Origin of the sequence: Neisseria sp. KEM232, assembly GCF_002237445.1 — a bacterium.
Taxonomy (GTDB): Bacteria; Pseudomonadota; Gammaproteobacteria; order Burkholderiales; family Neisseriaceae; genus Neisseria.
On the sequence record NZ_CP022527.1, the window covers coordinates 781644 to 808009 of the forward strand.

Below are 26366 nucleotides of genomic sequence, written 5' to 3' on the forward strand. Positions count from 1 at the left end.
AGGCCGTCTGAAAAAGAAAGGGGCGGATTTTACGGCAAGGGCGGCAAAAAGATAAGGCGGATAATAGGCTTGCCGCCGTTTCTGCTATAAAATACGCGCCTTTGATTTATTGATTTTTTCCTGTGCTTTTCAGACGGCCTAAGGCCGTCTGAAAGCCGTTTGACGAGACAAAACACACTATGAAAACCACCGAACTGCGCCAAAAATTCCTGCAATTTTTCCAATCCAAAGGCCATACCGCCGTCCGCTCATCATCATTAGTTCCCCACGACGACCCCACGCTCTTGTTTACCAACGCGGGCATGAACCAGTTTAAAGACGTATTTTTGGGCTTTGACAAACGCCCCTACACCCGCGCTACCACCGCGCAAAAATGCGTACGCGCAGGCGGCAAACACAACGACTTGGAAAACGTCGGCTACACCGCCCGCCACCACACCTTCTTCGAAATGATGGGCAACTTCTCCTTTGGCGATTACTTCAAACGCGACGCCATCCACTTCGCTTGGGAGTTCCTCACTTCCCCCGAATGGCTGAACATCCCCAAAGAAAAACTCTTGGCGACCGTGTATGCCGAAGATGACGAAGCCTACAACATCTGGCTGAACGAAATCGGTATGCCTGCCGAGCGCATCGTCCGCATCGGCGACAACAAAGGTGCGAAATACGCGTCCGACAACTTCTGGCAAATGGGCGATACCGGCCCTTGCGGTCCGTGTTCAGAAATTTTCTACGACCACGGCGAAGAAATCTGGGGCGGCATTCCCGGCAGCCCTGAAGAAGACGGCGACCGCTGGATTGAAATTTGGAACTGCGTGTTCATGCAGTTCAACCGCGACGAGCAAGGCAATATGAACCCGCTGCCCAAGCCGTCCGTTGATACCGGCATGGGCTTGGAGCGCATGGCGGCCGTGATGCAGCACGTTCACAGCAACTACGAAATCGACCTGTTCCAAGACCTGCTCAAAGCCGTTGCCCGCGAAACCGGCGCACCGTTCAGCATGGGCGAGCCGAGCCTGAAAGTCGTTGCCGACCACATCCGCTCCTGCTCCTTCCTGATTGCCGACGGCGTGATGCCTTCCAACGAAGGCCGCGGCTATGTACTGCGCCGCATCATCCGCCGCGCCGTGCGCCACGGTTACAAGCTCGGTCAGAAACAAGCGTTTTTCTACAAACTCGTGCCCGATTTGGTGAAAGCGATGGGCGACGCGTATCCCGAGTTGAAAGAAAAACAAGCGCAAATCGAAGAAGCCCTGAAAAACGAAGAAAGCCGCTTCGCCCAAACTTTGGAAACCGGCATGGCTTTGCTGGAAAACGCCTTGACCAAAGGCAGCAACAAATTGGACGGCGAAATCATCTTCAAACTCTACGACACCTACGGCTTCCCATACGATTTGACCGCCGACATCTGCCGCGAACGCAATATCGATTTGGACGAAGACGGCTTCAACCGCGAAATGGAAGCCCAACGCGCCCGCGCCCGTGCCGCGCAAAACTTCAAAGCCAACGCGCAACTGGATTACACAGGCGCGGACACCGAGTTCACCGGCTACGAAAAACGCAGCCAAGAGACTAAAATCATCGCCTTATACAAAGGCAGCGAAGCCGTGGACGAACTCCAAGCAGGCGAAGCAGGCGTGGTCGTTTTGGAACAAACCCCGTTCTATGCCGAAAGCGGCGGCCAAGTCGGCGACGTAGGCTTCATCTTCGCAGGCGAAAACCGCTTCCGCGTCGAAGACACGCAGAAAATCAAAGCCGCCGTACACGGACAATTCGGCGCAGTCGTATCAGGTCGTCTGAAAGTGGGTGATGCCGTATCCGCCGAAATCGACAACGACATCCGCAACAGCATCATGCGCAACCACAGCGTTACCCACCTGATGCACAAAGCTCTGCGCGACGTACTCGGCACACACGTCGAACAAAAAGGCAGCCTGCAAAACGCCGAGCTGACCCGCTTCGACATCTCCCACCCGCAAGGCATCAGCGCGGAAGAAATTGCCGAAGTCGAACGCCGCGTCAATGCCGCGATTATCGCCAACGTGCCCGTCAAAGTCGAAGCCATGCCCATTGAAGACGCGCAAAAATCAGGCGCAGTCATGCTCTTCGGCGAAAAATACGGCGACTTCGTCCGCGTCATCACCATGGGCGACTACTCCACCGAACTGTGCGGTGGCACCCACGTCGCCCGCACCGGCGACATCGGCTTCTTCAAAATCATCAGCGAAGGCGGCATCGCCGCAGGCATCCGCCGCGTAGAAGCCATCACCGGCCTTGCCGCGCTGGCATGGGCGCAAAACCAAGAAAGTTTGGTGAAAAACATCATCGCCGAAGTCAAAGCCCAAACCGAAAAAGACGTACTCACCAAAATCCAAGCCAACGCCGCAAACACCAAAGCCTTGGAAAAAGAGTTGGCAAAAGCCAAAGCCGAACTCGCCGTCCACGCAGGCGCCAAACTCTTGGACAACGCAAAAGACTTGGGCGCAGCCAAACTCGTCGCTGCCCAAATCGAAGCTGACGCAGCCGCCCTGCGCGAAATCGTTACCGATTTAACCGGCAAATCCGACAACGCCGTGATTCTTTTGGCGGCAGTAAACGACGGCAAAGTCTCCCTGTGCGCCGGCGTATCCAAACCGCTGACAAACAAAGTGAAAGCCGGCGATTTGGTCAAATTCGCAGCCGAACAAGTCGGCGGCAAAGGCGGCGGCAGACCGGATTTGGCACAGGCCGGGGGGACGGATGCTTCCCAAGTCGGCACGATGCTGGATTCGGCAGAAGGCTGGGTTAGAGAGAAGCTGTAATTATGGGAAACTGCTTGAAAATATTTTCAAGTTTATCTATTATTATGTTTATAGTTTAATGAATTAATTTACGACTAAAGGATATTTTTATGAGCTTAAATTTTGAATTTCCAAATATTTTAAGTCTATTTGATGAGTATAAAGACCCTAAGAGAAGTAACAGTTCAGCATTTTTAATCTGGTACCTTATTAACTATTATAGGCTAGATGAACAAGAAGCTATTGATAGTGTTTGCGATCAAAAAGGAGATAAAGGAATAGATGGGATTTATATTAATCATTCTGAAGGAGTGATAGATATTTTTCAGACTAAATTAACAGAAAAAAATGGACGTACATTAGGTGATACTGCATTAAAAGAATTTGTTGGGACATTACAACAAATTAAGACGAAAGAAAACGTTGATGCTTTATTAAATGATAAACAAACTAATCAGCAGTTGAAAGGATTAATAGACAGAACTAATCTTAGTCAATATATGCATCAATATAGGGTTAGAGGCATCTTTATTTCCAATATGGAAATGGATAATAATGGATTAAGTTATCTTAATAATCATAGTGATAATATTATTGTGCTTGGGCCAAAGGAGTTGAAAGAGGAGTATATTGACAGTACACGATACGTAGAAAATAACAGAGAATCTGTATTTACAATAGGATCATCTGAGTATTTAAAATATAGTGTTGATGAGAATACATTTGCTATAATTTCTCCAATCAAGGCAAGCGAATTAGTCAAAATCAACGGAATAAGTAATCAAGAGGTATTTTCTTATAATGTTCGTGGGCATTTAGGAAATACAAGTGTAAATAAAGGCATTACTAGTAGTTTAAAGGATGTTTCACTTCATTTAAAATTTCCATTGTTTCATAATGGGATAACGGTAGTTTGTGAGAAGATCGATATTAACCAGGCAGCGAATAAGCTTATAATTAAAAATGCTTTTATTGTAAATGGTTGTCAGAGTTTATCTACATTATATAAAAATAGTAGAGAAATAACTGAAAATTTAAATATTTTAGTTAAATTTGTTCAAGTTTCTGTTGATTCGGATTTAGCAAAAACTATTACTAATTTCTCTAATAACCAGAATGGTGTAAAAGCACGGGATTTTAAATCCAATAATCCTATTCAGATTAGATTAAAACATGAAATTGAAAAGAATTTCCCTGAGTATTTTTTTGAAATAAAAAGGGGTGAGACAGATAATACGAAAAAATATTATATTGTTAATGAAGATGCAGGTATTTGGATGATGTCGTTTGACTTGAAAGAGCCTTGGGGAACGCATAGAAAATATCAGATCTTTGATGATAAGTATAATGAAATATTTTCGGGCCCAAATGTTGATGGCTATAGAATAGTTATGCTTTATTGGTTCAATGAAATAATTAAAGAAAAAATTATAGAGCTTGACAATAAGTTAATGGCAAAATATGCTTTAACCAAAAATTTATTATTATATATATTGAGAGAATTATTAGAAACTGACCCTAAAGGGAATGACTTAATCAAAAATCCAATAAAGTATGTTCATGAATTAGATAGATTAAAAAAAGTAATATCAGTTATGGTTACTGACATTCTAATAGATTTAAATGCTGAAGTAAAAGATTTGGGAGAAGATTTTGACTACAAATCAAAACTAAGAGATGCTGTTTGGATCAAAAAAATATGTAGCGATATTGTTAGTTCTTACAAAAAACAAGTAAGCAGAAATCGTATAAGTTCTTTTGAGGATGCGTGGAATTCAAATTGAATCTCACATTATAAACAACCGCGTGCGTGGCTACGTCACACACCCTACCTGCGGGCGACGCAAACCTTAAGATTAAGGTGTAGGGTGTGTGCGGTACGCACGCACGCGGTTTTGTCGTTACCGAATGATTCCAAACCATGCCGTAATCCAGTCGGCAGCAAACGCAGCTTGGTTCATAGTCCAACGAAATCCTCATATTACTTGTAATATCAAAGGCCGTCTGAAAAATAATTTTCAGACGGCCTCTCTATAAAAAGCAGCCTGCACTTTCAGAAATTGAAATGCAGGCTGCTTTTTATAGTAATTAGAAAAAAACGCGCAATATTTTTATACTGTACATCATGTAGCAGTCCATACCTGCTTCCCTGCCAACTTATTTACTGAACGAACAGGAATAACATGCAGAACCCCTCTTCAGAAAAACCGACAGCCGGTTATTCGCATCCGTGGCAATACTTTCTGCTGGTGTACGCTTTGAGTGCGCCGTTTTGGCTGCTGTCTTTGTTTCTCAAACACAGTCCTCTGCCTGATAATCTGCCGCTGACCGACATCGGCGCGGCACTCACTCCGACGATTGCCGCCGCGTTGTTACGTTACCGCGAGGGCGGAATAGCGGCGGTGCGCAGCTTGTTTGGACGTGTGTTTGATTACGGTCGGATAAAGCATTCTGCCTATTTTTGGACGGCAATACTGATTTTTCCCCTGCTTTATCTGCTGACTTATGTCGCGATACGCCAAACAGGACAAACCATACCCGCCTTGTCCGTATCGTTTGCGCCGCTTGCCGGTGCGTTCGTCATGTTCTTTATCGCGGCAGTTGCCGAGGAATTGGGCTATGCCGCCTACGCTACGGAAAGCCTGCAACGGGCGTTTTACCCCGCTTGTTACGGCGCTGATTATCGGGGTGCCGTGGGCATTGTGGCATTTGCCGTCCATGATTGCCGTGGGGCAGCCTGCCGAACTGATCGCGTGGGGGCTGGCAGGGACGGTTGCCGTGAGGATTATCTATATATGGCTGTATAACGGCAGCGGCGGTTCGGTATTTGTATTGATTGCGTGCCACACGGTTGCCAATACCGCGCGGACGGGCTTTCCGGGCGGACGGGCGGCATATGAAAACGGCGACGGCATGATTCCATACGGAATTATCATCATCGCGGCGGTAATTGTGATGGTTTTTTGGCGTAAGGCGATGTGTTCATCTGATAGCAAGCAGACGTAGGCTGGGCCATGATCCAACAAAACCTTCAATCCTGCCAAGATATTGGGTTTATCAATCCATCCTATGACGGCACGCCTTGGGTTAGAATAGGATTGTTTCGTTTGTAACCGGACAGGAGAAAACCATGAGAGTAACGAGTGCGGCCATTGTTAATGGGGAGTTTGAAGATAAATACGGCAAGCGGGGCGGGCAGTTTAGTCCGAACGGGATGCCGACTTATTCGATTCCCTTTGAAATCAGCGGTGCGCCGGAGGGTACGCAGTCGTTTGCCGTGGTGTTGGAAGACAAAGACGCGGTTACCGCCAGCGGTTTTGTGTGGATTCATTGGCTGATTGCCGATTTGACGCGCACTTCGCTGGCGGAAAACGACAGCATCGCCGCCACGGATTTTGTGCAGGGCGCGAACAGTTGGGCAAGCGTGCTGGGCAAGCTCAGCATCGAAGAGGCGTCAAGCTACGGCGGCATGGCGCCGCCGAACTGCCGCCACCGCTACGAGCTGATTGTCTATGCGCTTGATACCAAGCTGGGTCTGCCGCAGGGCTTCCGTTTCAACGACTTGCACTTTGCGATGCAGGGCCATGTGTTGGCGAGTGCTTCGGTGATGGGCACTTATGATGTGTGAGGCCGTCTGAAAACAGGCGGTGCGGTCGCACCATGTTCCGAGAGGCCGTCTGAAAAGGTTTTCAGACGGCCTCCTGCGCTATAATCGGCTGCCTTTCGGCTGTGTGTTTCAGGCCGTCTGAAAGCGTTTCAGACGGCCTCTTCAAAAAGGAAAAAACATGATTACCCCCCAACAGGCCATCGAACGCCTGATCAGCAACAACGAGCTTTTCTACGACGAAATGACCGACCTGATGCGCCAAATCATGAGCGGCCAAGTCGCCCCCGAGCAGATAGCCGCCATCATGACCGGCCTGCGCATCAAAGTGGAAACCGTGTCGGAAATCACCGCCGCCGCCGCCGTGATGCGCGAGTTTGCCGCCAAAGTGCCCGTATCGGATGCGGAAAACCTGGTCGACGTGGTCGGCACGGGCGGCGACGGCGCGAAAACCTTCAATATCTCCACCACCGCCATGTTCGTTGCCGCCGCAGCGGGCGCGAAAGTAGCCAAACACGGAGGCCGCTCCGTTTCTTCGTCCAGCGGCGCGGCCGACGTGCTCGAAAGCATGGGCGCCAACCTCGGCCTGACGCCCGAACAAATCGCGCAGGGCATAGAACAAACCGGCATCGGCTTTATGTTCGCGCAAAACCACCACACCGCCATGCGCCACGTCGCCCCCGTGCGCCGCTCGCTGGGTTTCCGCAGCATTTTCAACATCCTCGGCCCGCTTACCAACCCCGCAGGCGCGGCCAACCAGCTTTTGGGCGTGTTCCATACCGACCTGTGCGGCATCCTGTCGCGCGTTTTGCAACAGCTCGGTTCGCGCCACGTCCTCGTCGTCTGCGGCAGCGACGGCCTCGACGAAATCACCCTCACCGGTAGCACCCGCGTGGCCGAACTGAAAGACGGCCGCATCAGCGAATACGACATCCGTCCCGAAGATTTCGGCATCGCCGCACGCCGCAACCTCGATGAAATCCGCGTTGAAGACAGCGGGCAGTCGCTGGCGAAAATGAACGAAGTGCTCGGCGGACAACACGGCGCAGCGCGCGACATCGTCCTGCTCAACGCCGCCGCCACCCTCTACGCGGGCAACACCGTCCCCGACATCGCCCAAGGCATCGAAGCCGCCCGCACCGCCATCGATTCGGGCAAGGCCGAAGCAAAACGGCAGGAGTTTCTGGCTTTCGGTCAGCAGTTTGCCTGACGGGTTTGCCGGTAGAAAAAGGCCGTCTGAAGATTTTCAGACGGCCTTTGGGCTTTCCATCCTTTTGTTTTGCCGACATCCATATTAAAAAAGCAAAAAGGCCGTCTGAAAACCCGAAATCAGGTTTCAGACGGCCTTTTTGTCTGCCCGCCCCACCCTTTCAGACGGCCTCTTCCGTTTCCCCCAAGCGATCGCGCAGCCACTGCTGTGCGGGGTCGGCATGGCTGCGTTCGTGCCAGACGAGAAGTTTGTCGTAGCTGCCGACGGCAAAAGGCAGATCGCGCACGGCAAGATCGGTTTCGTGCCGCACTAGGCGCGAGGGGACGACGGCGAACAAATCGCTTTGGCGCAAAATGGCGGGAATCTGCGCGAAGCCCTGCACGGATACGGCGACGCGGCGAGCGTGGCCGGTTTGCGCCAAGGCTTCATCGACTGCGCCGGAGAAGCCGCCGCCGTAAAACGAGCCGAGCACGAAATCTTGGGCGCAGAAGGTGTCGGTGTTCCAAGTTTGCTTTAAAACGGGGTGGTCGCGGCGCATGGCGCAGACGAAGTGTTCTCGGTAGAGCACTTTGTAGCGCAGCCTCTCGGGCGCGGCAACGCGGGCGACGACGGCGGCATCGAGCGCGCCCTGCGCCAGCCGCTCTTCCATCTGCGCGTGTTGCAGGCTGAAAAAGGCGGTTTTGACATTGGGCGCGAGGGTACGGATTTTTTGCAGAAAGGGCAGGCCGACGCCGGTGAAGCTGTTGTCGGTGATGCCGATTTTGAACACGGTATCGAGCGCGGCGGGATTGAATTCGGCGGGCTGAACCAGCGCGTCGATTTCGCCCAAAATCCGCGCCAGCGGTGCGGCCAAAGCGCGGGCGCGCTCGGTAGGCACCATGCTCTGAGGCGTGCGCACCAAAAGCGGGTCGTCAAAATGATGGCGCAAACGCGCGAGCATGCCGCTTACCGTCGGCTGCGTGAGCGACAAACGCGCCGCCGCGCGGGTAACGCTCTGCTCTTCAATCAGGGCGTGCAGGGTTTTGAGCAGGTTTAAATCGAGATTGGCGGGCATGGAGGGGTTTCCGTGGTGAGGTGGGCTGCCGCGTTTTCAGGCTGCCTTGTGCGTTTCCAAAACCAAATGCAAACATAAGGCCGTCTGAAAACCGGTTTGAGCTTTTCAGACGGCCTTTGGCATCAGTAGACAAACGCATCAGATTTCGCCAAACGGGTTGAGCAGCGGTACTTGCAAATCCTGAAAATCGCGGCTGTTGCGCGTAACCAGCGTGAGGTCGTGGCGGATGGCGCAGGCGGCGATGAGGGCGTCGTTGTAGGGGCGGCGGTCGGGGATGTGCAGGCGGGCGCAGACGCGGGCGGTGTGGCGGTCAACGGGCAGGATGCGCGTGTCGAAAGTGGGCAGTACCGTGCCTTCCAGCCAGTTTTCCAAACGCGCAAACTGCGCTTCGTCGCCGCGATGACGTACGCGCAAAATACCCTGCTCGATTTCCAGCAGGGTGATGACGCTGAGGTAGCAGCGGTCAAAATCCACGCGCTCTGCCCAAGCGGCTACGGCGGGATGCACTTTGCCTTGGCTGATTTTGCGGATTTCCGATAATACATTGGTATCCAGCAGATACATCAGAAATCCACCTCGCGCTGAACGATGGGGCAGCGGGGGAACTCCACTTCAATCCAGTCGGATTCGGGGTCGCTCAATGATTCCGCCAAACTCGGCTTGCCCGCTTGCAGCGACTGATACGCCGCATAATTCATCAACACATAAGCCGGTTCGCCACGGTCGGTAATGCACACGGGCGCGGTGTCGCTCATGTTTTTGGCTTTGGCAACGTTTTGGTTAAATTCGCGGCTGCTGATGGTTTGCATGATGGTCTCCTGATGGTTGTAGCAACGTGCAAGCATTGTAGCACGGTTTGGGAAAAGCGTTTTCAGGCTGCCTTTGATGAATTTTTCTCACAACCGTTACCAGAAATCCCCCGTTTTTCTCAAACAACAAACCCCGTATCATCCGCCCATTCCCATTCAATACGCAGGGCAAACCCAGTGAAATCCGTGAAAACCCTTTTATCCACCGCTGTTATCAGCACACTTTTATTCGGAGCAAACGCCATGGCCGCAGACTACCGCAGCAATCCCTTCACGCTGACTTACGACCACGCCATCACAAAAAACGAAGCGGGCAAAGTGCAAATCCATCCCGTCAAATACGTGCAAAAACAGACCGGCATTGAAGTTGCCGCCAATGTGTACACGCCGGCGAACTTTGACCCGAGCAAAAAATACCCGACCATCGTCGTCGCCCACCCGAACGGCGGCGTGAAAGAGCAAGTGGCGGGCTTGTACGCGCAAAAACTCGCTGAACAGGGCTACATCACCATCGCCTTTGACGCGGCGTACCAAGGCGCAAGCGGCGGCGCACCACGCTACACCGACAAACCGCAAAACCGCATTGAAGACATCCGTGCCGCCGCCGATTTCATCAGCCAATACAAGGGCGCAGACGCAGACGACCTCGGCCTGCTCGGCATTTGCGGCGGTGGCGGCTACTCCATCAAAGCCGCGCAAACCGACAAACGCTTCAAATCCGTCGCCACCGTCAGTATGTTCAACACGGGCGATGCACGCCGCAACGGCTTTATGCGCTCACAAAAAGACACGGTGCATGAGCGACTTGCCGCCGCAGCCGAAGCCCGTGCCAAAGAAGCCGCCACCGGCGAAGTTGCCTACACCCCAGCCTTTGGCTTAGGCATGGCCCCCGAGCAAGTCGCCGCCATCAAAGTGGATTTGTACCGCCAAGGCTACGACTACTACGCCCAAAGCCACTTCCACCCCAACTCGCAAACCAACAGCACCGTGGCGAGCTTGGCGGACTTGATGGAATTTGACGTAAACACCAACGTGGACTTAATCAACCAACCGCTCTTGATGATTGCGGGAGACAAGGCAGACAGCCTGTATATGACCGAAGAAGTGTTCAAAAACGCCACGGGCACGCAAAACAAAGAGCTGTTTAAAATCAAAGGCGCAACGCATATCGAGACCTATTGGAAGCCCGAATATGTGAAGCAGATTGCCGACAAGCTGACCGATTTCTTTGGCAAAAACCTGAAATAGGCAGCCTGAAACGCAAAAAGGCCGTCTGAAACGCTTTCAGACGGCCTTTGTCTGCCCCGCCATTGTTTTCAGGCTGCCTGAAAAGCCGTCTGAAACACCCGCACGAAAGCCCATTATGAAATCCATCCTGCTTGTCCTTTCCCTATTCGCCGCCGTGCCCGCACAGGGAAAAGATTTGATTGTTTATCTAAGCCGCAGCCACAACACCGAAGCCGTCGCCAAAATCATTCAATCGGAAACGGGCGGCGATTTGGTTGCCATCGAACTGCAAACCCCATATCCCGCCGATTACCGCGCCACCGTTGAACAAGTACAGCGCGAAAACGAACGCGGCTACCTGCCGCCGCTGAAAACCCGTATCAGCCCTGCGCAGTACGACCGCATTTTTATCGGCTTCCCCACTTGGGGTATGCGCCTGCCGCCACCTGTGAAAAGCCTGCTCGCCGCCCACGATTTTGGCGGCAAAACCGTCATCCCCTTCAACACCAATGCGGGTTACGGCATCGGCAGCAGCTTTGACGAACTGCGCCGTTTGTGCCGCAACTGCCGCGTCGCTGAAGGCTATGCCACCGAAGGCGGCAAAGAGCGTGACGGGATTTTGTTTGTGATGCAGGGCGAAAAAGCGCAGCAGACACGCAGCCAAATCCGCCGCTGGCTGCAAAAGCTCAAATAAACGTTTTCAGGCTGCCTCAGTCTTCAATTTACCTAAACAACATAAGGAAAATAAAAGGGGCTGTACTAGATAAGCCCTAAATTCCACACCACCGGCGCAGCACTTTAAGCTGCTCGGAGGGTGTGCCAAAGTTAAAACGGAACTCGCATTCTTTCAAGAAAAGCGGGAAAGATTTACGGTCGATTCCATTGTATTTGCGCAGTACGCGCTTTGCCTGATTCCAGAAATTTTCAATGCCGTTGATATGGTTTTGTCTGTCGGCAAACAGCTTGCTGCCGTCTGAAACGTTTCAGACGGCCTCAACGCCTGCCCGACAACCACAAGACAAAGGAAAACCGACTATGTATCCGATTCAAGAACCCCGCCACAGCGGTCTGCTGCAAGTGTCCGAACTGCACCAAATCTACTGGGAAGAAAGCGGCAATCCAGACGGCATCCCCGTTATCTTCCTGCACGGCGGCCCCGGCGCGGGCGCGTCGCCGCAGTCGCGCGGCTTTTTCAACCCCGAAAAATACCGCGTTATCATCATCGACCAGCGCGGCTGCGGCCGCTCGCTGCCCTATGCCGAAACGCGTGAAAACACCACTTGGGATTTGGTGGCCGACATCGAAAAAGTGCGCGAAATGCTCGGCATCGAAAGCTGGCTGGTGTTCGGCGGCTCGTGGGGCAGCACCCTGTCGCTGGCCTACGCCGAAACCCATCCCGAACGCGTGCGCGGCCTGATACTGCGCGGCATTTTCCTCTGCCGCCAGCTCGAAATCGACTGGCTCAACGAAGCAGGCGGCGTCAGCATGGTTTATCCCGCGCAATGGCAGCGCTACCTCGCGCAAGTGCCGCCGGAAAAACACGGCGAACTGGTGCAGAGCTACCACGCCCTGCTCAACTCGCCCGACCGCGCCACCGCCCTGGCCGCCGCCAAAGCCTGGGCCGACTGGGAAAACTACCTCGTCTGCTTCGAGCCGCAGGAGAGCGACGAAGACGCGGAAAAATCGCTGGCCATCGCCCGCTTGGAAAACCATTATTTCGTCCACCTCGGCTGGTTCGGCGACGGGCGCGGCCTGCTGGAAAACGCACACAAAATCCGCCACATCCCCACCGTTATCGTGCAGGGACGCTACGATTTGTGCACCCCCACCCGCAGCGCGTGGGACTTGAAACAGGCACTGCCCGAAGCCGATTTGCGCATTATCCAGGGCGGTCACGCCGCATCCGAACCCGCCCTTTCCGCCGCACTGGTGGAGGCAACCGACGAATTCGCCAAACGCTTGGCCTGAACCGAGCAAGCGTTGCGGGCGACAGGCAGAAGGCCGTCTGAATGCGGACTTTAACTTCGTTTGGAGCTTCGTATTCAGACGGCCTCGGATTTGAGGCCGTCTGAATGCGAAAAGGCCGTCTGAAACGCACGGACAGCGTTTTCAGACGGCCTTTTTATCCGATTGAGGCAACAGAAAAGCAGGCTGCGCAGCCTGCTTTTCTGATACCGGGTGTTTTATCCGCCGGATCCGGCCGGTTCGGGCTCGGATCCGGTTTGCGTTTCGGCATCGTCTCCGTCGGCCAGGTCGTCGAATTCGGGTTCGACTTCAAACACTTTGCCATTGAGCTTCATGCGGCCTTGGGCGATTTCGATGCGGGTGGCGATGTTGCCGTCGTCGTCGAGGGTGAGGAAGCCTTGTCCGGCCATGTTGCGCACGGTGCTCTGCACCATCAGGCGCAGGGTTTCGTCGATGTCGTCGACGGCTGCTGTGCCTTCCGCTTCGTCTTCGGGATTGACGGTAAACAGGCTGCGCGCCTGGCTGACGGCCATGTTTTCCAAAAGCGGCTCGGGCACGTTGAAACGGAATTCGGCCTGCGTTTTTTTCAGCATGGCGGCAAAGTCGTCCAAATCGCCGCGCGTGAGGCCGTTGAAGGCGATTTGGCCGTCGGCGTGGATTTTGCCCTGCGGCAGGGAGAAGTCGAAGGTGCGGACTTTGATGACGGGGTTTCCTGTGAAGAGGCCGGAGGCTTCGTTGCGGGCGGTGTGCAGCAGGGCGGCGCGGATGTCGTCTTCGCTCATGTTTTTCGAGGCGATTTCGGCCAGCTTGCGTTTGACGGCCAGCAGCGAGGCGGCTTCGAGATGTTCGGCGGCAACGTTGATGTCGAGCGGGCCGTAGGTGTCGTTGCCGTAGGCGAGTTTGTCGAAGCGGAAGCGGCCTTCGCTGCTTGCCCAGCCGCCCTCTTCGTTCATGGTGGTGTCGAAGCGCAGGTTTTCTACGGTAATTTTGGACGGGGGGACGGTGCCGGTGGGGTTGATGAAAGCACCGATCTGCAAATCGGTGACGAGATTGACCAGCTCGTTGAGCTTGATGTTGTAGTCCAAGCCTTCCTGCCATTGCAAGGCTAGGCGGTCGAGTTTGAAGCTGCTGCTGCCGACGGCGAGTTTGCTCGGGCTGTCGTAGGTGTCGCTGCCGATGTGCAGGTTTTCCAGCACGATGTCGCCTTTGTCGGCCAGTTTGACGTGCAGGCCGGGGGCGGTGTAGCCGCTTTTGTAGTTTTGCCAGCCTGCGGTGTAGTCGGTCTGCCCTTCGAGGCCTTTCCAGTTGAGGGCGATGCCGGAGAGTTCGTCGTAATCGAAAGCGGGGATGCTGAGGTTCAGACGGCCTGAGCCGCCAAAACCGATGGTGTTGGTTAGGGAAACGGGGGTTTTGTCGCCGAAAAAGCGTTTCAGCACTTTTTCCGATTCGGCGCGGTAGCGAAATTCGCTCTCCACTTTCGCAGCGGCCAAACCGCCGGCAAATGGGGCGTGTCGGATATGGTTGACGACGGTAACCGGTTCGGAAAGCACGGTTTTCAGGTTGTCGGGCAGATAGGCAGCGGCATTGTTGAGCAACGTCGGTTTGAGGCGCACCTGCAGCGTTTCGGTGGAGGAAAACCAGCCGCGATCGTAAGTGCGCGATTCGACCGTGACGAAACTGCTTTCCTGCAGCAGGCGGTATTGCCCGTCCAGCACCGTTTCGGCCTGTTTGCCGAAATAATAGGGCAGCCCGCCGACCACTGCGGCGGCCGCAGCGGCGAGACCCGCCAAACCCGCAACCAGTTTTTTCTTCATCGTGACGCAATGCCTGAAATTCAAAGGCGGCAAGCATAGCACCATTTGCCCGCTTTGTCTTTTCAGACGGCCTTTTGCGGCGCGAAAAAAGCCTTTTTCCGCCGCCCGTATCCGCTATAATGGCGGCCTTGCAAACAGGAGCAGAACCATGTACGACTACCAATCCGACGCCACCAAATTCCTCAACGAATACATAGAAAAACACCCCGAAGAAGCCGAACGCCGTCTGAAAAACCGCGGCCTCTTGTGGGATGTCGAACTCAATCCCGAAGAAGAAAAGGAATTTGCCGCCGCCAAAGTGGCGAAAAAACCCTACACCTACTATTCCTACGACTAACCTCCGCCGCATGAGCATCCGCGCCACCGCCGCCACGCCCGGGCTTCTCGCCTATCTGCGCGGCATCAACCCCGCCGAACACCCCGCCCTCACCCGTCTGCGCGAACGCACCGCGCAACACCGCATGGGCAAAATGGCTGTCGCCCCCGAGCAGGCGGCCGTTTTGGCTTGGCTCGCACGACTCACAGGCGCGGAAAACTATTTGGAAATCGGCGTTTTCACCGGTTACAGCAGCACCGCCGTCGCCCTCGCCCTGCCCGAACACGGCCGCGTCACCGCCTGCGACATCAACGCCGCCTACACCGAATACGCCCGCCAAGCCTGGCAGGACGCGGGCGTGGCGCACAAAATCAGCCTGCACCTGCAACCGGCCATCTTCACCCTCGACGAACTCCTCGCCGCCGGACGCGCCGACAGCTACGATATTGCCTTTATCGACGCCGACAAAGCCCCCACCCCGCATTACTACGAACGCTGCCTGCGCCTCGTGCGTCCCGGCGGCATCATCGCCATCGACAACCTCCTGCTCGGCGGCCGCGTTATCGAACAGGCGCGGGAAGACGACCCGCCCGCCCTTCCCGTTATCCGCGCCTTCAACGCCGCCCTGCCGCACGATACCCGCATCGAACCCCTCACCCTGCCCCTGGGCGACGGCCTCACCCTGCTGCGCAAACGCCCGCACCCCGAGGCCGTCTGAAAAAACGCCGCACGACATATGAAACTCCCCTTCCCTGCCGCCATCCTCCTGCTTACCGCCTGCGCCACCGCGCCCCAAAATGGCAATACGCCCGCTGCCGAAACCGCATCCGCAGAAACCGCCGTCCCCTACCCTGTGCCCGACCTGCAAAGCCAGATCGACAGCCTCGGCACGGAAATCGCCCGCCTCAACGGCCAAATCGAAGCCCTGCAAACGCGCATCAAACGGCTCGAACACCCCAGCCGCCGTGTCGCGCCCGTCCGCACCGCCGAAGCCGCGCCGCCTGCCGCCGCACTTCCTGCGCCCGACCCGCTTGCCGCCGCCCGCAAACAATACCGCAGCGGCAACTACGCCGCCGCCGCCCGCCTGCTGCAAGCGTCCGAAAGCGGCGGCAGCGGCAGCCCCGCCGACCGCCAGGGCATGCACCTGCTGCTGCAAAGCCACCAAAAACTCGGCAACTGCCAGTCGGTTATCAACATCGGCAACCGCTACGTCTCGCGTTTCCGCAACAGCCCCGAAGCCGCCGACACCCTGTTTGCCGTCGGCCAGTGCCAGTGGAACATCCAGCAGCGCGACGTCGCCCGCGACACCTGGCGCAAACTGATGCGCCTCTACCCCGCCAGCGCCGCCGCCAAAAAAGCCGCGCAGCACGCCGACAAATACTGAAAACACCTTTTTTCGGAAACCTCCTAACCAAGAACCCTTCTTCAATCCGCTTACCAAAGGCCGTCTGAAAACGTATCCCACCGCTACGCAACGGTATCGCGCAAACACACGTAGCCGCCGATGTCCCGTCAGCCTGCGTCAGGCTTTGCCATCCGCAAACCACCGAATGCCCGCAGCACATACCCGGCGCCGATGCTTGGAGGCCGTCTGAAAACTCATTTTGCCGCGACGCACGCGGTTTCCGATATACGGACACAGCACAGGCAGGACAATCCGTCAGAACACAGGCGCAGCACATTCCCTTTTCAGAAACCTCAACGACGCGAAAACCTCCGTCTGCAAACCGTTTCCCAACCCCAACAGAAAGGCAAAAACATGGCCAAAATCGGCATCATCATGGGCAGCAACAGCGACTGGCCCGTTATGGAACACGCCGCCCGCGTGCTGCAAGAGTTCGGCATCGCCTGCGAAACCCGCGTCGTTTCCGCCCACCGCACCCCCGACCTGATGTTCGAATACGCCCAAACCGCCCGCGAACGCGGCATCCAAGCCATCATCGCAGGCGCAGGCGGCGCGGCGCACCTCCCCGGTATGGTGGCCGCGAAAACCACCGTGCCCGTGCTCGGCGTGCCCGTACCGAGCAAATACCTGCGCGGCGAAGACTCGCTGCTCTCCATCGTGCAGATGCCCAAGGGCATCCCCGTCGCCACCTTTGCCATCGGCGAAGCGGGGGCGGCCAACGCGGCGCTGTTTGCCGTTTCCCTGCTCGCCAACCACGATCCCGCACTGGCGGAAAAACTCGCGCAGTTCCGCGAAACGCAAAAGCAGACCGTGCTGGCGATGGAGCTGCCTGAGGCCGGTTAGACCGTCTGAAAGCGCGGCTTTAAGGAAACCAAAACGCATCGGCCTGTCGCAACAAGAGGCCGTCTGAATGCTTTTCAGACGGCCTCTTTCTTTGCACCCGACTGGATGCGTGCGCCCACATGCTGCCGCTGAAAAGGCCGTCTGAAAACCGGATTGCAGGTTTTCAGACGGCCTTTTGTTTCATCAAGCCAAGCCGTATCTAGCAGCACCGTCCGCCGTTTGCGCCGCAGCGGCGTTTGCGGCAGTAGTCTTGGAACTGCTGTTCGCTCATCACGGGGGCGTTGGGATTGTGTCTGCGCTGTTGTGCCACGTAGTTTTCATAATCCGGCACGCCCGCCATCAGGTTGGCCGTGAGCTTGGCGGTTTTCCAAAACGCGGCGAGTTTGCGTTTTATCGCGGCTTTATGATGCTTCACTCTGCGCCTCCGCAGGCTGGGTGCCGTCGCGGTACACCGCCGGAATTTCTTTGGCAGTCGGCCAGCCGACTTTGCGGGCTTTGAGGGCGGTGCGCAGGCCGTAGAGGGCGACGACGACGACCACGCCGAGGAACAGGGCGGTGAGGCCGGAGTTCACGTAGTCGTTCAGAATCACCTGCGACATTTCGCCGAGGTCTTTGGCGGGAGCGAGCACTTCGCCTTTGTCCAATGCGGCCTGATACTTGGCGGCGTGGGCAAGGAAGCTCACGCGCGGGCTTGCGTCAAACAGTTTCTGCAGGCCTGCCCAGCAGGTTACGAACAATACGCCGAACGCGGGCACAAGCGTTACCCACACATAGCGGTCGCGCTTCATTTTGATGAGGACGACAGTACACATAATCAGCGCGACGCCCGCGAGCATCTGGTTGGCGATGCCGAACAGCGGCCACAGCGAGTTGATGCCGCCCAGCGGGTCGGTTACGCCGGTGTAGAGGAAGTAGCCCCACAGTGCAACGGCGATAAAGGTGGCGACAAGGTTGGCGGGGATGGAGTCGGTGTTGCCGAAGGGTTTGAAGAAAATGCTGCCCAAGTCTTGAATCATAAAGCGGGCGACGCGCGTGCCGGCATCGACGGCGGTAAGAATGAACAGGGCTTCAAACAAGAGGGCGAAGTGGTACCAGAACGCCATCATGGCTTCGCCCGGAATCAGGCGGCTCATGATGTGCGCCATGCCCACGGCGAGGGTCGGCGCACCGCCCGCGCGGGAGAGGATGGTGTTTTCTCCGACTTCTTTGGCGGTGTGCAGCAGGGTGGCGGCATCCACGGGGAAGTGGAGCTGGTTGGTAATCACCTGCGCGGCATTGGCGGCATCGGTGCCGATGAGCGCGGCGGGGCTGTTCATAGCGAAATACACGCCCGGGTCAAGCGAGGCGGCGGCGGCCAAAGCCATAATCGCCACAAAGCTCTCCATCAGCATGCCGCCGTAACCGATCATGCGCACATGGGTTTCGTTTTCCAACATTTTCGGCGTTGTGCCCGAAGAAATCAGCGCGTGGAAACCGGAAACCGCGCCGCAGGCGATGGTGATGAACAAGAACGGGAACAGATGGCCGGAGAACACGGGGCCGGAGCCGTCGATAAAGTGCGTTACCGCAGGCATTTGTAGCGCGGGGTTCACAATCACAATGCCGATCGCCAGCGCGGCAATCGTGCCGATTTTCAGGAAAGTGGACAGATAATCGCGCGGGGTGAGCAGCAGCCATACGGGCAATACCGAGGCGACAAAGCCGTAAATCATAATCGCCCAAGTGAGCTGGATACCGTCGAGATCGAAAATATGGCCGAAGGAGCTGTGCGCCACGTCTTCGCCGTAGATTACCGCCAGCATCAGCAAAATAAAGCCGACGATGGAAATCTCGCCGATTTTGCCCGGGCGGATGTAGCGGGTGTAAATGCCCATAAACAGCGCAATCGGCATGGTCGCGGCAATGGTAAATGTACCCCACGGGCTGTGTACCAGCGCTTTCACCACAATCAGCGCGAGCACGGCCATGATGATCACCATAATCATCAGAATACCGATGGAGGCAATCACGCCGGGCACAGTGCCCAATTCCTGTTTCACAATGTCGCCCAGCGACTTACCGTCGCGGCGCATCGACACAAACAGCACCATCATGTCCTGCACTGCACCGGCAAACACCACGCCGAAGATAATCCACAGCGTGCCGGGCAGGTAGCCCATCTGCGCGGCCAAAACGGGGCCGACCAGCGGGCCTGCGCCCGCAATCGCGGCAAAATGGTGGCCAAACAACACGCCCTTGTGCGTCGGCACATAGTCCAAACCGTCGTTGTGCCGCTCGGCGGGCGTGAGGCGGTTGGGGTCGAGCTGCATCACACGGTTGGCGATGTAGAGGCTGTAAAAACGGTAGGCGATGCAGTACACCGACACGGCGGCCGTAACCATCCATATCGCGCTGACCTGCTCGCCCCTGCTGAGGGCAAGCGTGGTAAACGAGGCCAAGCCGACCAAGACCACGATGCCCCAAATCAGAAAGGTTTTTAGCGATTTCATGGTTCTATCCTTAAAAATCAACGGTTAACTAAACAGGGCCCGAATGTTTGCACCGGCAAAATACAGCAAAGGCCGACGCTCTATGGCATAAAACATAATGATGAAAGTGTGCAAGCCCGCCCGAAAGCTTAACACAAAGCAGCAAAACACGCGGCGGATTTAACACGGCCGCGCCATACTCGGCGCAGCGAAGAGGCCGTTCCCGCCAGCACCCCTTCGGGGCATAACCGCGGGAATGACGTTTCTGAAAGCCAAGTCCCAACGAAGTTAAAAACGGATTGAAACCCTACTTAGAACAAGCAGAGGCCGTCTGAAAACATGGAATAGGCTTTTCAGACGGCCTCTTCGTTCCTAAAATTTCCCCGTAAAACCAATGGTTACAGCCCGTCCCGGGGCGGGGATGGGGACGTTGGACATCGGGTCGAGGTAGTAGCGGTTGGTGAGGTTGGTGATGCCGAAGTTCAGGCCGAAGTTTTTGCCAATTTGGTATTTGCCGTACATGTCGAACACCAGTGCGGCACGCCAGTGGTAGGGGCGGCCGGTGGCTTCGAGGATGCGCGCCAAGCCCTGTTCGGCCAGCTGGTCCTGCTGTTTGGTGCTTACGGTGCTGTGGTAGATGCCGCGCATGCCCAGTTCCAAACGGTTGTTCAGACGGCGTGTGCCGACATCGAGGTTGAGCGAGTATTTCGGCTGCATGGTCTGGTAGAAACGGGTGGCGCCGAAGCCGCCGTCTATGCATTCGGGGATGCGGTTGTTGTAGATGTCGTAGTTCCACGCCGTCGTTTTGTCGCAGACGCGCTGGCGCAGGCGGTAGTTCGCGCCGACAGCGGCAAACCATTTGCCGCTGTCGATGCGGCTTTGCAGCTCGATGCCAGTGCTCTGCTTTTTGTCGTATTGCAGGAGGTTTTTGTTTTCGCTGATGTCGATGGCGTTTTTGATGGTGTTGTTGTAGTAGGTCAGGCGCACATCGCCCGCTTTAAGCCGCTTGGCATAGGGGGCGAAGTTGAAGGAATAGCCGACTTCCCAGTTGGTGCTGCGCTCGGGTTTCAAATTAAACTCGTGCGACATGGGATGGAACAGGTTGACGTTGGTGGTGGTGGCCTCGTAAATGCTGGGGAAGCGGGTGGCGCGGGCAAAGCGGGCAAACAGGCGGCCGTTGTCGGTGAGGTCGTAGCTGACGGCCAGCATCGGCGACCAGGAGTGGGCGGTCAGGCGTTGCGGCGTCGGCCAGATTTCTTCTTCGGTTTGCGGTTTTTTCCAAATTTTAGGCAGTAGTCTGGCCAAATCAACCTCGTCTTTTCTTTCCAGATAGTTGTATTGTCCTCTGGTTGCCATTCCGTTTAGATATTTCCAATAGTTGCCGGCCAGTCCCTGCGGATTTTCCGCCCTTTCGTCAAACTGGCCCTTGCGGAATAGCGGGCCCTGGTATTGGCCATTGTAAAACGGGGTGTGGGCGTATTTCAGGCGGTAAACCGCGCCGTCGTAGCGGCCTATCAAATCTTGCCCGTTGCGGTCGGTGATTTTGATACGCTCTTGTGTATCTCCGTTTTTATTGGTTACATCGTCATAGCCGTAGCCGTATTTGTTTCTAAATCTGTCGCGCAGCTCCTGAACCTTGTACGGATCATGGGTTTCATCCCATGTCCGCAAAATCCGCCGTATATCGTCAGCCTCTTCTTTATTGCTTATCAGCTCGTAATAGGGTGCTTCTGCGCCGACGATATAACCAGTAGAAAGCCCCCCCCCCTGCATATCGGAAGAATAAAACGGATCTTTCTTCTCGCGCCGCGCTTTGGCCAGGGCGTCGTCAAACGCCCAAAATTTTTCATAGCGCACGCCCGCCTGAATGTTCAAACGGCTGGTCGGCTGCCAGTCGAAGGCCAGACCCGCTCCCCATTCGTGGCGGCGTCCCGCCCGCGGGCCCGCAATGGCGGTAGCGGTGCTGACCGCGCCGATAATATCGAAGAAATCTTTGTCGTTATGGGAGATCTGTGTTTTTTCGTCGAGTTTTTCGTATTGGATATTGCCCGACAAAGTCATGCTTAATTTGTCGCTGAGGCGGAAACGGTTGCTGATGTCGGCGCCGAAACGAGTGGCATAAGTACGCTGCTCCGCACCGGATTTGACGCGGTATGCACCGGGAACGGGAGGAGGATCTTTCGGCTCTTCCTTCGGTATGTCATTGCAGGTCATGCCCTGTTCTGTCAGTCGTTGGGGGGTTTTATGGCGAATGAAACATTGCACCCAGTTATCGTAATTGGTATCCCCATAGGTAACGCCCAATTCGGGGCCGCCGCTCTGGTGGCGGCTGCTGTCGGTACGGATACGCCAAACATTGGCCTGCAAGTCTATCCAGCGGCTGTTTTCCGGCTGCCATTCGTAGCCCAGTTTGTAGCTTTTGCTTTGGATATGGGAATCCAGACCTTGAATAGGATAATAGCGCGGTTGTTGGCCGACAAAATTATATTCATCGCTGAATCCAAGCACCAATGCATTATAAAAAGGGTTGTTTTCGCCGAAGCGGACGCGGGTGCGCATATGGCTGAGGCTGATTTTCTGGTTGTGCGGCAGATACCAGTTGTTTTTCAGCAGCAGGGTTTTGCTCTCGACATTGCTGTTGAACACCTCTTCGCCCGGGCGGTAGAGCTTGGCCATATTGGGAATCATGGTGGCGGAAGTGTTGCCGAAATCGGGATGGTCGGAATCGTAAACGGGATTGTAGAGATAGCCTCCCGCACTGCGTTTGCCGGAAAAATAATTGCCCTTGCTGCGGTCGCTGTAAGCAATAAGGCCGTCTGAAAGACGGCTTTTGAAGGCGGCAGCTACCAGTCCCGAACGATCGCCCTTGAAATTGGACAGTTTGTGGCTCCGGCTTCTCGGGGGTACATAATTATCAAATTCCAAAGCCTGATATATCTCCCCCGTTCCCGCTACCTGCCCGCTCGGACCATCGGCGATTGGCCGGTTTGGAATGGTTCGATAGTCTTCCACACCCAAATATTGCAGATTGTCCACGCGCGGTTTGGCGGTATTGTCGGAAAAGCTGCCTTTGATTTGAATCCCCCATTTGTCGCCTTCCGGCACGATATCGTCCGCTTCGATGGTGGAAATCGCTACCGAACCGCCAACGCCCGATTTGACGCCGCGCGTCATGGCCGGGCTTTTTTCCACGGCAATGCTGCGGAACAGGGCGGGATCGACGTAGTTGCGGTCGGCAATGCCGTAGTTGTTCATCCACACGTCTACGGTCTGTTCCGTGCCGTCGATAGTGACGGGGATGCGGCCTTTGCCCGATATGCCGCGTATGCTCGGCGTAATTGCGCTGCCCGCATTGCGGGTGTTCATGTTGTAGACGCCGTTCAAGCCTTTGAGGACATCACCTGCGGCGTCGGTTTGGTAGCGTTCGAGATATTCTTTGCCGAGATAGGCATTGGAGACATTTTTGCTGTATTGCTGCGCTTCGCCTTTTTCATCACGGGTAAGGCGTTTGGCGCGGACGGTAACGGCGTCGAGGTTGTTGCTCTCGGCTGTGTTTGATGCGTTTTCGGCAGACGCACTGTCGGCCGCCCAAACTTCGGGCATGCAGAACAGCAGGCCGAGGCAGGCGGCAAGGGTGTTTAAACGGCGGTGGGTTTTCATCTTTCGCTCCTTATGTTGTTTGCGTTTTTAAAAAACAGGCGGAGCGGTTTGTGTTTTTTTTGGGGATTTGTAGAAAAGAAAACCGTTCTGGCGACGGCTGCGGCGGATTGTACAGGATTTGCAAAGATTTGATAAGGCGGCATCATAGCCTTTACATAATAGGCCGTCTGAACACATCTTCCATGAAGAGGCAGCCTTACCACTAACCTACCTACCCAATATTCCAAATCAATTGATGATGAATTTTATATAATGTTTTTCAATGATTTAATCTTTACACAATTTCTGCCATTAAATGCTTGCCATATGGAATAATCGGAATTATCATCCGCAACCATTCAGACAGGCAGCCCGAAGGCTCTTAGCAAAAAACAAGCGGATTTCACAAATCCGCCCGATAAAACACATAAAAAAAGCCGTCTGAAAGACTGCCGCCAATACACAAACACCACGCCGCCGAGTTCTGCGCAACGCGCATATCAGCCGCAAGCCCGTCCGCAAGACGGCTTGATTATCCAACCTTTAACTTGTAAAGGAAATTCTTATGAATACTTCAGTAAAAGTATTGGCCGCAACTTTGGTTTTAACCGTATCTGCTTTTGCGGCAGCCAAACCGGCAGGTGAGTCTTCCAATTCCGATTACGTGAATACTAATGAAGCGTCTACCGCCATTCCGTTTGGTGCTGGCAAAGCCTCGCTGAAAATTAACAAAAGCTCCATCAACATCAATATCGGCAACGGCCCGGTCAAACATATCAACAAAAAATACAGCGGCAACGCTATCAACGGCAATAACTTTACTGCCAGCGTAGACGGTTTAGCACATGAAAAATACCTGACCATTAAGGATGTCAACCCTGTTCTCGGTTTCTTTAACAATGATACCTTGGGTCGTGTTTGGTATGAAAAACGTGCCCAAAATGTTGATGTTTATTCGGTGCGCCAGCTTGCCGATCCCAGACTGCCCATTGCACCAAAATTCGGCGGCTTGGTTATCGGCCAGGTGAAAAACCTGTCTGACGGCAGCGGCGTGTACTTCGGCGAATGGGCGCCGCGTAAAAATAACACCATCGTCAAGGAAGATCCTCTCGGCTTGAAAGATCCCAACCACACCGTTTGGTTTGCAGGCGACAATCCGACCGGCAGAACCCAAGGCTTGGCCAATGTTACTTATGATGTGGTCGGTATCAACCAACACACCCCCGGCAAAGAAGACTTCTATCGCGGCAAAGTAACCGCCAAGTTTGGTACGACTCCGACAGGCAGCATGAGCGGCGCGATTGTCCGCGGTAATGACAGGTTGAGCTTTGACAAAGCTGTGATTACCAACAGTACCGGCAAATTCGAAGATACTGCCCAAAGCATGAAAGGCCAGTTCTTCGGCAGGGGCGCGGAAGCGATGGCAGGTATCGCCACACGCGGTACAGCCGACCGCAAAGACGACATCGCCTTTGGCGGCCGCAAACAGTAAGAAGGCCGTCTGAAAGAAACTCCAAAATAATGATGGGTGAACAGGGGAAACCGGACTCCGTGTCCGGTTTCCCCTGTTATTGGGAGACACTATGAAAAAACACCTTCTGCCGCTTATCCTGCTTGTCCTGCCCGCCGCCGCGCTGGCCGACGAAGACGACACCCGTATGCTGCTCGACGGCGCGCAAAAGGAAATGCGCCGCCAACAGGACGCGGCGGCGTTTTCAGACGGCCTCTCCGACAGCGGCAGTATCGAAATCGACGGTGAAACCTATATCGTGCCGCACACCGCCCACGATTTGGAATTGGGCATTTATTACGCGATAGACGGGCGGCAATGGGGCAAGGTGCGCGAGTTTGCCGCCGCCTACCGCCGCCTGCCCGAACACAAAACCCATCTGGCGCTGATGGCCGAAGGCTTGGCCGAACGCGCCGAGGGCAAAGTCGGCGCCGCTTTGAAAAAAATGAAAGCCGCACACGCAGCCGCGCCGGATGATGTGCGCGTCGGTTTGGAGCTGGCGCGGCTCTACGGCGAAGACAACCAAAACCGCGAATCGCAGGCGCAGTTCAAAGAAGTATTGAAAGGAGAGATGCCGTCTGAAACCCGCGCAGCCGTGCAAAGCTATCTCGACATCCTCGACAAACGCCGCCGCTGGCACGGCAGCATCAGCATAGGCGGCGGCTATAACGACAACATCAATCAGGGCAACGGCAAGCGCGAATGTGTCGGCTCGTTTATGGGGCAGTGTTTCAGCTACCGCACCCTGCCCTCGCCCGTCGGTTCGCCGTTTTGGCAATACAGCGCCGTTGCCGCGAAAAAAATCCCGCTGCGCGGCCACCACAACCTGCTGCTGCGCCCGCTCTCCTACGGTACGAAATACCGCCGCGACGACAGTCAGTCGGAGCCGCCCGAACCGTACAGCGAAAACACCGCCGCCCTCTACGCGGGCTACGAACACAACACCGCCGACAGCGATTTCACGTTTACCCCCTATTTCGAACACTACTACCGCGGCAGCCGCAGCCGCTACCGCGCATGGGGCGCGGAAGCCGCGTGGGAAAAAAACCTCACGGCCAAATGGTCGCTCAACGTCCGCGCCGAAGCCAAGCGGGTGAAATACCTCGAACAGGAGCGGCAGTATTACAGCGACTACACCCTCTACACCGGCGGCGCAGGGCTGGGCTACACCTTTTCAGACGGCCTCGGCCTCTACGGCGGCATCGACCTCGCCCGCCGCAAATACCCCTACGCCGCCTCGCGCAGCAAGGAATACACCGCCCGCATCGGCGGCTACAAAATGTTTAAAAACGGCATTTATTTCAACGCCGCCGCCCTCTACCGTCTCAGCCACTACGACGCCGGCAGCTACCTCACCGCCGGCGAACCGCGCCGCGACCGCCAAACCATCCTCACCGCCGCCCTCGGCGCATCCAAACTTTCCTTTAAAAGCATCTACCCCGAATTGCGCGTCAAACGCACCGTCGGCCGCAGCAATGCCGATCTCTTTGCCTACAAGCAAAACGAAATCGCCCTGGCTTTGAAATACCGGTTTTAAGCGTTCGGGCAACAAGAAGGCCGTCTGAAAACTCTGCCCCACGTTTTTCAGACGGCCTTTCAAGTGTTTCCGTTTGAGCGAAGAGGCCGTCTGAAAACGTGAAATGCGGCTTTTCAGAAACGTCATTCCCGCATAGGCGGAAACGGCCTCCCCATCCCAATCCATTACGGAAAACCAAGCGAAAA

20 protein-coding genes and 2 pseudogenes are annotated in these 26366 nt (G+C 55.2%); 14 read left to right on the plus strand and 8 right to left on the minus strand.

Features of this window, described 5'->3' with window-relative positions; all coding sequences use genetic code 11:
- Nucleotides 1–179: 179 nt before the first annotated feature.
- From alaS to trpD, 5 genes and pseudogenes are all read left to right on the plus strand, one after another.
- Nucleotides 180–2801, plus strand: a complete 2622-nt coding sequence (gene alaS / locus CGZ77_RS03885; protein WP_009425894.1) for an alanine--tRNA ligase — start codon at nucleotides 180–182, stop codon at nucleotides 2799–2801.
- 89 nt (nucleotides 2802–2890) lie between these two features.
- Nucleotides 2891–4564 (plus strand): AIPR family protein, encoded by a 1674-nt coding sequence (locus tag CGZ77_RS03890; RefSeq protein ID WP_009425895.1) that lies wholly within the window; start codon nucleotides 2891–2893, stop codon nucleotides 4562–4564.
- Between the two features lie 399 nt (nucleotides 4565–4963).
- Nucleotides 4964–5786 (plus strand): annotated as a pseudogene (locus CGZ77_RS03895) (CPBP family intramembrane glutamic endopeptidase).
- Between the two features lie 124 nt (nucleotides 5787–5910).
- A complete protein-coding gene (locus tag CGZ77_RS03900) occupies nucleotides 5911–6408 on the plus strand; it encodes a YbhB/YbcL family Raf kinase inhibitor-like protein (RefSeq protein WP_009425899.1) in 498 nt (165 codons plus the stop codon).
- A 157-nt stretch (nucleotides 6409–6565) separates the two neighbouring features.
- Nucleotides 6566–7594: an anthranilate phosphoribosyltransferase gene (gene trpD / locus CGZ77_RS03905; RefSeq protein ID WP_009425900.1), complete on the plus strand. Its 1029-nt coding sequence runs from the start codon at nucleotides 6566–6568 to the stop codon at nucleotides 7592–7594.
- A 160-nt stretch (nucleotides 7595–7754) separates the two neighbouring features.
- Here trpD and CGZ77_RS03910 read toward each other — a convergent pair whose 3' ends face one another.
- The 3 genes from CGZ77_RS03910 to CGZ77_RS03920 form a co-directional block, all read right to left on the minus strand.
- Nucleotides 7755–8648 (minus strand): LysR family transcriptional regulator, encoded by an 894-nt coding sequence (locus tag CGZ77_RS03910; protein WP_094030955.1) that lies wholly within the window; start codon nucleotides 8646–8648, stop codon nucleotides 7755–7757.
- A gap of 138 nt (nucleotides 8649–8786) precedes the next feature.
- Nucleotides 8787–9212: a type II toxin-antitoxin system VapC family toxin gene (locus CGZ77_RS03915; protein ID WP_009425903.1), complete on the minus strand. Its 426-nt coding sequence runs from the start codon at nucleotides 9210–9212 to the stop codon at nucleotides 8787–8789.
- A complete protein-coding gene (locus tag CGZ77_RS03920) occupies nucleotides 9212–9457 on the minus strand; it encodes a type II toxin-antitoxin system Phd/YefM family antitoxin (RefSeq protein ID WP_036495931.1) in 246 nt (81 codons plus the stop codon). Before CGZ77_RS03920 ends, CGZ77_RS03915 begins: the two co-directional genes overlap by 1 nt.
- Nucleotides 9458–9700: 243 nt before the next feature.
- Between CGZ77_RS03920 and CGZ77_RS03925 the strand changes: the two genes are divergently transcribed.
- Nucleotides 9701–10705, plus strand: coding sequence for an alpha/beta hydrolase (locus CGZ77_RS03925; protein ID WP_009425906.1), 1005 nt, complete (start codon nucleotides 9701–9703; stop codon nucleotides 10703–10705).
- Between the two features lie 115 nt (nucleotides 10706–10820).
- Nucleotides 10821–11378: a flavodoxin gene (locus tag CGZ77_RS03930; protein WP_009425907.1), complete on the plus strand. Its 558-nt coding sequence runs from the start codon at nucleotides 10821–10823 to the stop codon at nucleotides 11376–11378.
- 76 nt (nucleotides 11379–11454) lie between these two features.
- Here the strand turns inward: CGZ77_RS03930 and CGZ77_RS03935 are convergent.
- Nucleotides 11455–11652, minus strand: a pseudogene (locus tag CGZ77_RS03935) (IS1595 family transposase); the annotation flags it as partial.
- Between the two features lie 67 nt (nucleotides 11653–11719).
- Between CGZ77_RS03935 and pip the strand changes: the two are divergent.
- Nucleotides 11720–12652, plus strand: coding sequence for a prolyl aminopeptidase (pip, locus tag CGZ77_RS03940; protein WP_009426665.1), 933 nt, complete (start codon nucleotides 11720–11722; stop codon nucleotides 12650–12652).
- 215 nt (nucleotides 12653–12867) lie between these two features.
- On the opposite strand, the gene CGZ77_RS03945 is transcribed toward pip, so the two are convergent.
- On the minus strand, nucleotides 12868–14463 hold the full coding sequence (locus CGZ77_RS03945) for a YdgA family protein (protein ID WP_094030956.1): 1596 nt from the start codon (nucleotides 14461–14463) through the stop codon (nucleotides 12868–12870).
- Between the two features lie 148 nt (nucleotides 14464–14611).
- Here CGZ77_RS03945 and CGZ77_RS03950 point away from each other — a divergent pair, with 148 nt between their 5' ends.
- The 4 genes from CGZ77_RS03950 (at nucleotide 14612) to purE (ending at nucleotide 17027) form a co-directional block, all read left to right on the plus strand.
- Nucleotides 14612–14800 (plus strand): DUF3460 family protein, encoded by a 189-nt coding sequence (locus CGZ77_RS03950; protein ID WP_036496359.1) that lies wholly within the window; start codon nucleotides 14612–14614, stop codon nucleotides 14798–14800.
- Between the two features lie 10 nt (nucleotides 14801–14810).
- Nucleotides 14811–15497: a class I SAM-dependent methyltransferase gene (locus CGZ77_RS03955; RefSeq protein ID WP_009426662.1), complete on the plus strand. Its 687-nt coding sequence runs from the start codon at nucleotides 14811–14813 to the stop codon at nucleotides 15495–15497.
- An 18-nt stretch (nucleotides 15498–15515) separates the two neighbouring features.
- On the plus strand, nucleotides 15516–16163 hold the full coding sequence (locus tag CGZ77_RS03960; protein WP_009426661.1) for a hypothetical protein: 648 nt from the start codon (nucleotides 15516–15518) through the stop codon (nucleotides 16161–16163).
- A 375-nt stretch (nucleotides 16164–16538) separates the two neighbouring features.
- Complete coding sequence (gene purE, locus CGZ77_RS03965) at nucleotides 16539–17027, plus strand: 5-(carboxyamino)imidazole ribonucleotide mutase (RefSeq protein ID WP_036496356.1); 489 nt, start codon at nucleotides 16539–16541, stop codon at nucleotides 17025–17027.
- A 199-nt stretch (nucleotides 17028–17226) separates the two neighbouring features.
- On the opposite strand, the gene CGZ77_RS03970 is transcribed toward purE, so the two are convergent.
- The 3 genes from CGZ77_RS03970 to CGZ77_RS03980 form a co-directional block, all read right to left on the minus strand.
- Entirely contained in the window at nucleotides 17227–17421 is a 195-nt protein-coding gene (locus CGZ77_RS03970; protein WP_036496363.1) for a YbdD/YjiX family protein, read from the minus strand.
- A 7-nt stretch (nucleotides 17422–17428) separates the two neighbouring features.
- A complete protein-coding gene (locus CGZ77_RS03975) occupies nucleotides 17429–19516 on the minus strand; it encodes a carbon starvation CstA family protein (RefSeq protein WP_009426658.1) in 2088 nt (695 codons plus the stop codon).
- 351 nt (nucleotides 19517–19867) lie between these two features.
- The gene (locus tag CGZ77_RS03980; RefSeq protein ID WP_094030957.1) at nucleotides 19868–23155 is read right to left on the minus strand and encodes a TonB-dependent receptor domain-containing protein; all 3288 of its coding nucleotides are present in this window, start codon (nucleotides 23153–23155) and stop codon (nucleotides 19868–19870) included.
- A gap of 544 nt (nucleotides 23156–23699) precedes the next feature.
- Between CGZ77_RS03980 and CGZ77_RS03985 the strand changes: the two genes are divergently transcribed.
- Nucleotides 23700–24626, plus strand: a complete 927-nt coding sequence (locus CGZ77_RS03985; RefSeq protein WP_009426653.1) for a Slam-dependent surface lipoprotein — start codon at nucleotides 23700–23702, stop codon at nucleotides 24624–24626.
- Nucleotides 24627–24717: 91 nt separating this feature from the next.
- Nucleotides 24718–26181, plus strand: coding sequence for a surface lipoprotein assembly modifier (locus CGZ77_RS03990; RefSeq protein ID WP_094030958.1), 1464 nt, complete (start codon nucleotides 24718–24720; stop codon nucleotides 26179–26181).
- Nucleotides 26182–26366: the final 185 nt, after the last annotated feature.